The following is an 11,153-nucleotide window of genomic DNA, read 5'->3' as shown; positions in this document are numbered from 1 at the left end:
GCTCGAGTACCCCGAAGGGCCTTTCCGCTCGACTTGCATGTGTTAAGCACGCCGCCAGCGTTCGTCCTGAGCCAGGATCAAACTCTCCGTTGAAAACAACACCCACACCAACCCGAAGGCTAGTGCGGAAAAAGAGATGCCTGACAGACGACACTGACAAAATTGTCAGAATCATTGTCAAAGAAACCGTTCAACCGATCCACCCCGAAGGGCTTCACAGAAGACGGGGCATAACAAACTAATTCGTCGACTATGACACACTGTTGAGTTCTCAAACATCACACGCACACCGAAGTAGACCCTCTCGGGGCCGCCTCCGGGGCAACCTGCAAAAACTTACCGGTTCCGATCCACCCCGTCAACTCGGGGGCCGATCCTCACTGGTGCCGGGCGCGCGACAAGACCCTTCGGTTTGGCCTTGCGGCCCGAGGGCGTCGCTCGCGGCGACAAGAAGAACGTTAGCAGCGCTCTGGTCAGGAGCCCAAATCGGGTCGGTTCCGACGCTTGAGGGGCGCGGCTGGGCGGTAGGCCGAGACGCTCCGCTCCCCCGTGACCCAGAACCGCCAGGGCCGCTCAGCCGCGGCCCGGAGCCCCACACGAGGCCCGGTCGAGACGTCGTCGACGGGGGCGTCGAGGACGAGGGTGACCGGCCCGGTGGCGAGGTCGATGCCGTCGTCGTCGAGCGTGATACCGAGGGCCTTGCAGAGGCGCGCAGGTCCGCGGGCGAGGTCGCGGTCGGAGCTCCCGGGCCTGCGGTCGCGGGCCAGCTCGATGCCGTCGACGACCTCGCCGGCTCGCAGCAGCACGGCGCTCGGACGGCCCTCCGGGCCGCAGACGACATTGCAGCAGACGTGCATGCCGTAGGTGAAGTAGCAGTACAGGTGGCCGGCCGGACCGAACATCACCGCGTTGCGGCGGGTCATCCCCCGGTACGCATGGGAGCCCGGGTCGTCGGGGCCGTCGTACGCCTCGACCTCGGTGATGCGGACCGCCACCTCGCCTCGGCGCAGCACGGCGCCGAGGAGGCGGGGCGCCTCCTCGAGAACGGGACCCGAGAGGTCACGCAAGCCGCGCCCGGTGCCCCTCGACCACGGCCGCGAGCTCGGACAGCTGCTCACGGACCCGTCGCGGAGCCGTCCCGCCGCGGCCGACCCGGGAGGCGACCGACCCCTCGATCGTCAGGACGTCACGCACGGACGGGGTGAGGGCGGGCGAGATCTCGGCGAACTGCTCGTCGGTGAGCTCGTCGAGCTCGATGCCGAGCTCCTCGCACCGGCGTACGCAGGCACCCGCGACCTCGTGGGCGACCCGGAACGGGATGCCCTCGCGCACCAGCCACTCGGCGATGTCGGTGGCGAGCGAGAAGCCCTGGGGGGCGAGCTCGGTCATCCGCGCCGTGTCGAAGGTGAGCGTCGCGACCATGCCGGTGAAGGCCGGGAGAAGCACCTCGAGGGTGTCGACCGAGTCGAACACCGGCTCCTTGTCCTCCTGGAGGTCGCGGTTGTAGGCCAGCGGAAGGGCCTTGAGGGTGGCCATCAGGCCCGAGAGGTTGCCGATCAGGCGACCAGCCTTGCCACGGGCGAGCTCGGCGATGTCGGGGTTCTTCTTCTGCGGCATGATGCTCGAGCCCGTCGACCAGGAGTCGTGCAGCGTCACGAAGCCGAACTCACGGGTCGACCAGAGGATGACCTCCTCGGCGATCCGGCTCACGTCGACGCCGATCTGCGCGGTCACGAAGGCGAACTCGGCGACGAAGTCGCGCGCGGCGGTGCCGTCGATCGAGTTGGCCGTCGAGCCGGTGAAGCCGAGCTCGGCCGCCACCCCCTCGGGATCGAGACCGAGGCTCGAGCCCGCGAGCGCGCCGGCGCCGTACGGCGAGTCGGCGGCCACCCGGGCGTCCCAGTCGCGGAGCCGGTCGACGTCGCGCAGCAGCGGCCAGGCGTGGGCGAGCAGGTGGTGCGAGAGCAGCACCGGCTGGGCGTGCTGCAGGTGGGTGCGCCCGGGCATGACGACATCGAGGTGGTCGCGGGCCTGGACGGTGAGGGCGTCGACGAGGTCGAGGACGCGCTCGGCGATCTCGGCCGCGTGGTCGCGCAGGAAGACCTTGAAGAGGGTGGCGATCTGGTCGTTGCGGCTGCGACCGGCTCGGATGCGGCCGCCGACGTCGGCACCGACCTCGTCGACCAGGAGCCGCTCGAGCGCACCGTGCACGTCCTCGTCGGACGGGTCCGGGTGCAGGTCGCCGGCGGCGTACCGCTCCCCCAGGGCCTCGAGGCCGCGCAGGAGCTCGGCATGGTCGGCGTCGGTGAGCAGGCCGGCACGGTGGAGCGCGTTGGCGTGGGCCCGCGAGCCTGCGAGGTCGTACGGCGTCAAGCGCCAGTCGAAGTGGGTCGAGCGCGAGAGCGCGTCGAGCTCGGGCGACGGACCGCCCGCGAAGCGGCCGCCCCACAGCTTGCCGGTGTTGGTGCCGCCGGACGAGTTCTCGCTCATGCCTCTCCCAGGATCTGCCGCACTGCGGCCCTCATTATCGTCGTCAGGTTGTCGCTGCCCGCGGTGCCGGCGGCGTCCAGCGCGTCTGCCGTCCACCACGCCGCCTGGTCGATCGAGCCGCGCTCGAGCGGCTCCAGGCCGTCGAAGTGCAGGCCGTCCGAGCTGTCGAGACGGACGGCGTAGAAGGTCTGGTCCTGCACGAGGTGCCAGAGCCCCCAGTCGAACTCGATGATCTCGTGCCCGACCGGGTCGCCCAGGTCGCCGGGTGAGACCTCGAGCCCGGTCTCCTCCCGCATCTCGCGGACCGCGGCGTGGCCCAGCGGCTCGTCGTGCTCGGCGCCGCCGCCGATGCTGAACCAGTAGGTCACCTCCGGGACGGCGGGGTCCCAGCCGTGGAGCAGGAGCACCTCGCCGGCACCGTTCACCGGCAGCACCCGCCCGGTGGTGCGGTGCCGTACGACGCGTCCGCCCATCAGTCGGTGCCGAACTCCATCGCGGCGTAGTCGAGGGCCTCGTCGTCGCCCGCACCCTGCTCGGCGGCGGGGTTGCGCGCGATCCGGTCAGCTCCGCCGGCCTCGATCTCCCCGAAGAGCGTGCCGTTCTCGACGAGCACCTGGCCCTGGTCGAGGGGCTGCGCGGCGTACGCCTCGAGCTTCCACCGCGAGTCCGCGATGTCGAGGTTGCGCATCGTGAGCTGGCCGATCCGGTCGTTGGGGCCGAAGGCGGCGTTCTCGGTGCGCTCCATCGAGAGCTTGTCGGGGTGGTAGGAGAAGTTCGAGCCGTCGGTGCGCAGGACGGTGTAGTCCTCGCCACGACGCAGCCGGAGCGTCACCTCGCCGGTGACGAGCGAGGCGATCCAGCGCTGGATCGACTCGCGGATCATCAGCGCCTGCGGGTCCAGCCAGCGGCCCTCGTACAGGAGACGGCCGAGCTGGCGGCCCTGGTCGTGGTAGTTGGCGATCGTGTCCTCGTTGTGGATGGCGTTGAGCAGCCGCTCGTACGTCGTCCACAGCAGCGCCATCGCCGGCGCCTCGTAGATGCCACGGGACTTGGCCTCGATGATCCGGTTCTCGATCTGGTCGGACATGCCCAGGCCGTGGCGGCCGCCGATCACGTTGGCCTCGTGGACGAGGGCGACCGGGTCGTCGTAGCGGACGCCGTTGATCGCGACCGGGCGGCCCTGCTCGAAGCGGACCGTGACGTCCTCGGTCTCGATGGCGACGCTCGGGTCCCAGAACTTCACGCCCATGATCGGCTCGACCGTCTCGAGCGACACGTCCAGGTGCTCGAGGGTCTTCGCCTCGTGGGTGGCGCCCCAGATGTTGGCGTCGGTGGAGTACGCCTTCTCCTGGCTGTCGCGGTAGGGCAGGTTGTTGTCGGTGAGCCACTGGCTCATCTCGTGACGGCCGCCCAGCTCGGTGACGAAGTCGGCGTCGAGCCACGGCTTGTAGATGCGCAGGTCCGGGTTGGCCAGCAGGCCGTAGCGGTAGAAGCGCTCGATGTCGTTGCCCTTGAACGTCGAGCCGTCGCCCCAGATGTCGACGCCGTCCTCGTGCATGGCGCGCACCAGCATGGTGCCGGTGACCGCGCGGCCGAGCGGGGTGGTGTTGAAGTAGAAACGGGCGCCGGAGCGGATGTGGAAGGCGCCGCAAGCGATCGCGGCGAGGCCCTCCTCGACGAGCGGCCGTCGGCAGTCGACGGCGCGGGCGATCTCGGCGCCGTACTGGACCGCGCGGTCGGGCACGCCGCTGATGTCGGGCTCGTCGTACTGCCCGATGTCGGCGGTGTAGGTGCACGGGACGGCGCCCTTGGCGCGCATCCAGGCCACGGCGACCGACGTGTCGAGCCCTCCCGAGAACGCGATGCCGACGCGTTCGCCGACGGGGAGGGACGTCAGGACCTTGCTCACGGGGTGTCTTCCTTCTGGTGGTGGGTGTCGGCGAGGGCCAGGAAGCGGCGGGCGAGGTCGTCGCCCCCGCTGGGCTCCCGGCCGATCACGAGGACGGTGTCGTCGCCGGCGATGGTGCCGAGGATGTCGGGGAACTCTGCCTTGTCGAAGGCGGAGGCCAGGAACTGGGCGGCGCCGGGCGGGGTGCGGAGCACGACCAGGTTGGCACTGCCGTCGGCGCTGACGAGCAGCTCACCGCACAGCCGGGCCAGCCGGGCCGCTGCCGCTGCGGTCTCCCCCGGCGCCGCGGGTCGTCGGTCGCCACCCTCGGCGGGTACGGCGTAGACGAGCGCGCCGGACGCCGTACGGACCTTGACGGCGTCCAGCTCGACCAGGTCGCGCGACAGGGTCGCCTGGGTCACGCGCAGGCCACTCTCGGCGAGGAGGTCGGCGAGGTCGCCCTGCGAGCGCACCTCGTGCTGGGTGACGATCTCGACGATCCGCTGGTGGCGGGCGTTCTTGGTCGTGGGGCGGAGGGCGGTGCTCATCGCAGCTCCTCGGCCAGGAACGTCAGGATCGCCTTCTGGGCGTGCCGCCTGTTCTCGGCCTCGTCCCAGACGACGCTCTGCGGCCCGTCGAGCACCTCGGCATCGATCTCCTTGCCGCGGTAGGCGGGCAGGCAGTGCATGGCGATGGCGTCGGGCTTCGCCTGCTCGAACAGCGTGGTGGTGAGCGAGTACGGCGCGAAGACCTCGGCGCGGGCCGCGGCCTCGTCCTCCTTGCCCATCGAGATCCAGGTGTCGGTGACGACCACGTCGGCGCCGGCCACGGCCGCGCCCGGGTCCGGCTCGAGGACCGCGGAGCCACCGGTCGTCGCGGCGATCGCAGCGGCGCGATCGACCATGGCCGCGTCGGGGGCGTAGCCCTCGGGCGAGCTCACCCGCACGTGCATCCCGGCGGTGGCGCCTGCGAGCAGCCAGGAGTTCCCCATGTTGCAGGCGCCGTCGCCGACGAAGGCGACCGTCAGGCCCGCCAGCTGCTGCTTGTGCTCCTGGATGGTGAGCAGGTCCGCGAGCAGCTGGCAGGGGTGGAAGTCGTCGGTGAGGGCGTTGACCACCGGCACGCCGGAGTGCTCAGCCATCTCCTCGAGGTTGCTCTGCGCGTAGGTGCGCCAGACGATCATCGACGCCTGGCGGCCGAGGACGCGGGCGACATCGTGCACGGACTCGCGGACACCGATGCCCGCGAGCGCGCCGTCGACCAGCATCGGGAAGCCACCGAGCTCGGCGATGCCCGCGGCGAACGACGCCTGGGTGCGCAGGGTCTGCTTGTCGAAGATCATCGCGACGGTGCGCGGGCCGGCGAGCGGCTTGGCGTCGTACGGCGCGTGCTTGAGCTCGGCTGCCAGCGCGAGCACCTGGGCCTGCTCGGCGGGCGTGAGGTCGTCGTCGGCCAGGAAGTGCCGGATCTGGGGGGCATTCATCAGAACACCTCGTCCAGGATCGCGGGCCAGGCGGCGAGGAACGCGTTGACGTCGTCCTCGGTGAGCACGAGCGGCGGCGCGAGCCGGATCCGCCTCGGGGTGGCGTTGTTGACGATGAAGCCAGCCCGCAGTGCGGCAGCGGCGACCTCGGCGGACAGGTCGGCGGTCAGGTCGAGGCCGACGAACAGGCCCTCGCCACGCACCTCGGCGACCCGGGGGTCGGCGGCGAGGCCGTCGCGGAGCTTGTGACCGAGCACGGTGACGTGCTCGAGCAGGTCGTCCTCCTCGATGGTGCGGATGACGGCGAGCGCGGCGGCGCAGGCGACGGGGTTGCCGCCGAAGGTCGTGCCGTGGTTGCCGGGCTCGAGCAGCGTGCCCGCGTCGCCCAGGCCGATGCAGGCGCCGATCGGGAACCCGCCGCCGAGGCCCTTGGCGACCGTCACGACGTCGGGTCGTACGCCGGTCCTCAGGTGCGCGAACCAGTCGCCGGTGCGGCCGATGCCGGACTGGACCTCGTCGAGCCAGAGCAGGGCGCCGTGCTCGTCGGCCACCGACCTGGCGCCGGCGAGGTAGTCGTCGGGCGGCACCACGACGCCGGCCTCGCCCTGGATCGGCTCGAGCAGGATCGCGGCGGTCCGGTCGCTGACGGCTGCGGCGAGGGCGTCGGCGTCGCCGTACGGGACGAACGTGACGTCGCCGGGCAGCGGCTCGAAGGGCGTGCGGTAGGCCTCCTTCGAGGTCAGCGCGAGGGCACCCATGGTGCGGCCGTGGAAGCTGCCCTCGGCGACCACGACGTGGGTGCGGCCGGTGCGACGGGTGAGCTTGAAGGCGGCCTCGTTGGCCTCGGTGCCGGAGTTGGTGAAGAAGACCTTGCCCTCCCCCGCCTCCACCCCGAGCAGGGCCAGCAGCTTCTCGGCCAGCTCGACCTGCGGCGCGCTGGTGAAGAAGTTGGAGATGTGCCCGAGGGTGCCGAGCTGGCTCGTCACGGCGTCGACGATCGCCGGGTGGGCGTGGCCGAGCGCGTTGACGGCGATGCCGCCGAGGAGGTCGACGTACTCGTTGCCGTCGGTGTCCCAGACGTGCGCGCCCTCGCCGCGGGCGAGGACGAGCTTGGGCGGGCCGAACGTGTTCATCACGCTCGCGGCGTACCGCTCGTGGAGATCGGTCACTGGGAGTCCCTCGCCTTCCGGGTCTTGGTCTCGACGCCGGGCAGCACCTGGGTGCCGACCCCCTCCTTGGTGAACAGCTCGAGCAGCACGGCGTGCTCCTCGCGGCCGTCGACGACGGTGGCGCGAGGAACGCCGCCCTGAACCGCCTGGAGGCAGGCGTTCATCTTCGGGATCATCCCGGACGCCAGCGTCGGGATGATCTCGGCGAGCGCCTCGGGGCCGATCTCGCCGATGACGTCGTCGGAGTCCGGCCAGTCGAGGTAGAGGCCCTCGACGTCGGTGAGGACGAGCAGTTTCTCCGCCTTCAGCGCCACGGCGAGCGCCGCGGCGGCCGAGTCGGCATTGACGTTGTGGACGCGTCCGTGGATGTCGGGGGCGACGCTGGAGACGACCGGGATCCGACCGGCCTCGATCAGGTCGAGCACCGACTCCGGGCGCACGTGGGTGACCTCGCCGACCAGGCCGAGGTCGACCTCCTCGCCGTCGACGACGGTGCCGGTCGTGGTCGCGGTGAACAGCCCGGCGTCCTCGCCGGAGCAGCCCACGGCGAGCGGGCCGTGCTCGTTGACCAGGCCCACGAGCTCGCGCTGCACCTGGCCTACGAGCACCATGCGGACGACGTCCATCGCCTCGGGGGTGGTGACCCGCAGACCGCCGCGGAACTCGGACTCGATGCCGAGGCGATCGAGCATCGTGGAGATCTGAGGGCCGCCGCCGTGGACGACGACCGGCTTGAAGCCGGCGAACCGCAGGAAGGCGATGTCCTCGGCGAACGCGCGCTTCAGGGTGTCGTCGGTCATGGCGTTGCCGCCGTACTTCACCACGACGATCTTGCCGTGGTACTGCTTCAGCCACGGCAGCGCGGCCGCGAGGGTGCGGGCCTTCGCCGGGTCCGGCTTGGACGGGTCGTGGGGCGTGTGCTGAATCATGCTCATGCGCGTACTCGCTTCGCTCCGTGCGCGCACGAGGCACAAGGGGCGCTGTGTCGAATGATTCGCTCGCTCCGCTCGCTCATGAGGAGTACGCGCTGTTCTCGTGGACGTAGGCGTGGGTCAGGTCGTTGGTCCAGACGGTGGCCCGCTCGGAGCCGGCCTTGAGGTCGATGGTGACGCTGACCTCGCGGGGCTTCAGGTCGACGGTCTCCGGGTCGGCGTGCGGGGTCGACTGCTTGCAGACCCAGATGCCGTTCATCGCGACGTCGAGGTCGGCCGGGTCGAAGGCGGCCTGGGTGGTGCCGATGCTGGCGAGGACGCGACCCCAGTTGGGGTCGTTGCCGAAGACCGCGGCCTTGAAGAGGTTGGAGCGGGCGACGCTGCGGCCGACCTCGACCGCCTCGTCCTCGCTCGCCGCGTTGAGCACGGTGATCGCGATCTCGTGGTCGGCGCCCTCGGCGTCGCGGAGCAGCTGCATCGCGAGGTCGGTGCACGCCTGGGTGAGCGCCTCGGTGAAGTCCGGCAGCGACGGCGTGATGCCGCTGGCGCCGCTGGCCAGGACCGTGACCGTGTCGTTGGTCGACATGCAGCCGTCGGAGTCGAGGCGGTCGAAGCTCACCCGGGTGGCTGCCCGGAGCGCGGTGTCGAGGTCGGCTGCGGGGACGACGGCGTCGGTGGTCAGCACGACGAGCATCGTGGCGAGCTGCGGCGCGAGCATCCCGGCACCCTTGGCCATGCCGCCGATCGACCAGCCCGCTCCCTCGACGACGACCTGCTTGCTGACGGAGTCGGTGGTCATGATCGCCTCGGCGGCCTGCTGACCGCCGTCGGCCGCGAGCACGTCGTACGCCGCCGTGGCGCCGGCGAGCACCTGCTCGCGGCTGTTGGTGAGACCGATCAGGCCGGTCGAGCAGACGACGACGTCCAGTGCCCCGATGCCGAGCTTGTCGGCGACCGTCTCCGCGACGGCATGGGTCGTCTGGAAGCCCTCGGGGCCCGTGTAGCAGTTGGCGCCACCGGAGTTGAGGAAGACCGCCTTGACGGTGCCGTCCTTGACGACCTCCTGGCTCCAGAGCACGGGGTTGGCCTTGCAGCGGTTGGCGGTGAAGACGCTGGCGGAGTCGTACGTCGGGCCGTCGTTGACGACGAGCGCGACGTCCTTGGCGCCGGTGGACTTGAGGCCGGCGGCGACGCCGGCGGCCCGGAAGCCTGCGGGAGATGTGATCACGGGGCGATTCCTACGGTGGTGAGGCCCAGGCCTTCGTCGAGGCCGAGCGCGAGGTTCATGCACTGGACGGCAGCGCCGGCGGTGCCCTTGGACAGGTTGTCCACGGCACCGACGGCGACGAGTCGTCGCGCGTCCTCGTCGACGGTGACCTGCAGGTGGACCGCGTTGGAGCCGGTCACCGACTTGGTCTGCGGCCACTGGCCCTGCGGCAGCAGGTGGATGAACGGCTCGTCGGCGTACGCCTTCGCGTAGACGTCGTACGCCTCGTCGGCGGAGAGGTCGCTGGTGAGCCTCGCCGAGCAGGTGGCGAGGATGCCGCGCGGCATCGGGACCAGCAGGGGCGTGAAGCTCACGCTCACGGTGCCGTCGACGAGCCGCGAGAGGTTCTGGGTGATCTCGGGGGTGTGCCGGTGTACACCACCGACGCCGTACGCACTGGCGTTGCCCATGATCTCGCTGCCGAGCAGGTGCGGCTTGGCGGCCTTGCCGGCGCCACTGGTGCCGGAGGCGGCGACGACGGTGACGTCGGGCTCGACGATGCCGGCCGCGATCGCCGGGGCGAGGGTGAGGCTCGAGATGGTCGGGTAGCAGCCGGGGACGGCGACCCGGGTCGCGCCACGCAGCAGGTCGCGCTGGCCGGGGAGCTCGGGCAGGCCGTAGGGCCAGGTGCCGGCGTGCTCGCCCCCGTAGAACTTCTCCCAGGCGGCGGCGTCGGCGAGCCGGAAGTCGGCACCGCAGTCGATGACGACGGCCTGGTCGCCGAGCGCGGCGGCGACCGCCCCCGACTGGCCGTGCGGCAGCGCGAGGAACACCACATCGTGGCCGGAGAGGGTTTCGACGCTCGTCTCCTCGAGCACCCTGTCGGCCAGCGGCACCAGGTGCGGCTGCAGCGCGCCGAGCGGCTGTCCGGCGTTGGACGCTCCGGTGAGCGCACCGATCTCGACTTCGGGGTGTGCGAGCAGGAGGCGCAGCAGCTCACCCCCGGCGTACCCGCTGGCTCCGGCGACGGCGACACGCTTCCTGGTCATGTGCATGACTATACACATCCTTGCATGATCATGTGCAGCGGGTGCATAAGTCGGATGCACGCCGTCGGAGCCGGTGGCTACGTTGGCCCCATCATGACGAGACTCGACCCCGCCGACTACCTCCGTCACCTCGAGAGCGACTCCGCGCGCTTCCGCGAGGTGCTCGCCGACTGCGACCCCGACGCCCGCGTCCCCGGGTGCCCCGACTGGACCGCCGCCGACCTGCTCTGGCACCTCGCACGGGTGCAGTGGTTCTGGGGCACCACGATCCGGACCCGCCCCGCCGCACCCGAGGGCGATGACGACGACGGTGTCAGCGGCCCCGAGCGCCCGACGTCGTACGACGGCCTGCTGGCGGCGTACGACGAGTACTCGGCGCTCCTGGCGAGCGAGCTGAGGGCCGCGGACCCGACCGAGCAGGCCTGGAGCTGGTCCGCGGAGCAGACCGTCGGTTTCACGTACCGCCGGCAGGCGCACGAGGCGCTGATCCACCGGCTGGACGCCGAGCAGACCGCCGGCCACGTGACGGCGCTCGACCCGGCCCTGGCCGCCGACGGCGTCGACGAGTGTCTCGACATCATGTTCGGCGGCACTCCCCCGTGGGGCACGTTCACCGGCAGCGGCCGACGGGTGCGCGTCGACGTCACCGACACCGGCGACGCCGTCTGGGTCGAGCTCGGCCGCTTCACCGGCACCGACCCCGACTCGGGCGAGAGCCACGACCTCGACGACATCTCGGTCGTCGCCGACCCCGGCGCCGCGCCCGAGGTGGTGATCAGCGGGCCGGCGGGGCCGCTGGACACGTGGCTCTGGCGTCGGGGCGACGACGCGGAGATCTCCGTCGTGGGTGACGAGGACGTCGTCGCGCTCTTCCGCAGCTGCGTGAACCACCCCATCACCTGACGGATCACTCGTCCGGGCGCGCTGAAACCGCG

At 71.1% G+C, this 11,153-nt stretch carries 11 protein-coding genes and 1 rRNA gene; 1 reads left to right on the top strand and 11 read right to left on the bottom strand.

Going from position 1 to position 11,153, the window contains the following annotated elements:
• From ASC77_RS24995 to argC, 11 genes are all read right to left on the bottom strand, one after another.
• Positions 1–93, bottom strand: a 16S ribosomal RNA gene (locus tag ASC77_RS24995); the annotation flags it as partial.
• Positions 94–473: 380 nt separating this feature from the next.
• Complete coding sequence (locus ASC77_RS24990; protein WP_056159683.1) at positions 474–1,067, bottom strand: DNA-3-methyladenine glycosylase; 594 nt, start codon at positions 1,065–1,067, stop codon at positions 474–476.
• Positions 1,060–2,490, bottom strand: a complete 1,431-nt coding sequence (argH, locus tag ASC77_RS24985; protein ID WP_056159680.1) for an argininosuccinate lyase — start codon at positions 2,488–2,490, stop codon at positions 1,060–1,062. Before argH ends, ASC77_RS24990 begins: the two co-directional genes overlap by 8 nt.
• Positions 2,487–2,963, bottom strand: a complete 477-nt coding sequence (locus ASC77_RS24980; protein WP_056159678.1) for an NUDIX hydrolase — start codon at positions 2,961–2,963, stop codon at positions 2,487–2,489. The genes argH and ASC77_RS24980 overlap by 4 nt, the downstream gene beginning before the upstream one ends.
• Entirely contained in the window at positions 2,963–4,399 is a 1,437-nt protein-coding gene (argG, locus tag ASC77_RS24975) for an argininosuccinate synthase (protein WP_056159675.1), read from the bottom strand. Before argG ends, ASC77_RS24980 begins: the two co-directional genes overlap by 1 nt.
• Complete coding sequence (locus tag ASC77_RS24970) at positions 4,396–4,926, bottom strand: arginine repressor (RefSeq protein WP_056159672.1); 531 nt, start codon at positions 4,924–4,926, stop codon at positions 4,396–4,398. Before ASC77_RS24970 ends, argG begins: the two co-directional genes overlap by 4 nt.
• Positions 4,923–5,861 carry an ornithine carbamoyltransferase gene (gene argF / locus ASC77_RS24965; RefSeq protein WP_056159669.1) on the bottom strand — a complete coding sequence of 313 codons (939 nt, stop codon included), beginning with the start codon at positions 5,859–5,861 and terminating at the stop codon, positions 4,923–4,925. The genes ASC77_RS24970 and argF overlap by 4 nt, the downstream gene beginning before the upstream one ends.
• Complete coding sequence (locus ASC77_RS24960) at positions 5,861–7,030, bottom strand: acetylornithine transaminase (RefSeq protein ID WP_056159666.1); 1,170 nt, start codon at positions 7,028–7,030, stop codon at positions 5,861–5,863. The genes argF and ASC77_RS24960 overlap by 1 nt, the downstream gene beginning before the upstream one ends.
• Entirely contained in the window at positions 7,027–7,965 is a 939-nt protein-coding gene (gene argB, locus ASC77_RS24955; protein WP_056159664.1) for an acetylglutamate kinase, read from the bottom strand. Before argB ends, ASC77_RS24960 begins: the two co-directional genes overlap by 4 nt.
• Positions 7,966–8,041: 76 nt before the next feature.
• Positions 8,042–9,190 carry a bifunctional glutamate N-acetyltransferase/amino-acid acetyltransferase ArgJ gene (gene argJ / locus ASC77_RS24950; protein WP_056159661.1) on the bottom strand — a complete coding sequence of 383 codons (1,149 nt, stop codon included), beginning with the start codon at positions 9,188–9,190 and terminating at the stop codon, positions 8,042–8,044.
• Positions 9,187–10,224 carry an N-acetyl-gamma-glutamyl-phosphate reductase gene (gene argC, locus ASC77_RS24945; protein WP_235547956.1) on the bottom strand — a complete coding sequence of 346 codons (1,038 nt, stop codon included), beginning with the start codon at positions 10,222–10,224 and terminating at the stop codon, positions 9,187–9,189. The genes argJ and argC overlap by 4 nt, the downstream gene beginning before the upstream one ends.
• 87 nt (positions 10,225–10,311) lie before the next feature.
• Here argC and ASC77_RS24940 point away from each other — a divergent pair, with 87 nt between their 5' ends.
• Positions 10,312–11,121, top strand: a complete 810-nt coding sequence (locus tag ASC77_RS24940; RefSeq protein ID WP_056159772.1) for a maleylpyruvate isomerase N-terminal domain-containing protein — start codon at positions 10,312–10,314, stop codon at positions 11,119–11,121.
• Positions 11,122–11,153: the final 32 nt, after the last annotated feature.

This window comes from Nocardioides sp. Root1257 (genome assembly GCF_001425175.1).
Classification (GTDB): Bacteria; Actinomycetota; Actinomycetes; order Propionibacteriales; family Nocardioidaceae; genus Nocardioides.
This window is presented reverse-complemented; position numbering and strand designations above follow the sequence as displayed.

Excerpts from the sequence above, each read along its gene's own strand:
- argB (WP_056159664.1), bottom strand. The coding sequence starts at position 7,965 with ATGAGCATGATTCAGCACACGCCCCACGACCCGTCCAAGCCGGACCCG.
- ASC77_RS24980 (WP_056159678.1), bottom strand. The coding sequence starts at position 2,963 with ATGGGCGGACGCGTCGTACGGCACCGCACCACCGGGCGGGTGCTGCCG.
- argF (WP_056159669.1), bottom strand. The coding sequence starts at position 5,861 with ATGAATGCCCCCCAGATCCGGCACTTCCTGGCCGACGACGACCTCACG.
- ASC77_RS24970 (WP_056159672.1), bottom strand. The coding sequence starts at position 4,926 with ATGAGCACCGCCCTCCGCCCCACGACCAAGAACGCCCGCCACCAGCGG.
- argH (WP_056159680.1), bottom strand. The coding sequence starts at position 2,490 with ATGAGCGAGAACTCGTCCGGCGGCACCAACACCGGCAAGCTGTGGGGC.
- ASC77_RS24940 (WP_056159772.1), top strand. The coding sequence starts at position 10,312 with ATGACGAGACTCGACCCCGCCGACTACCTCCGTCACCTCGAGAGCGAC.
- argC (WP_235547956.1), bottom strand. The coding sequence starts at position 10,224 with ATGCACATGACCAGGAAGCGTGTCGCCGTCGCCGGAGCCAGCGGGTAC.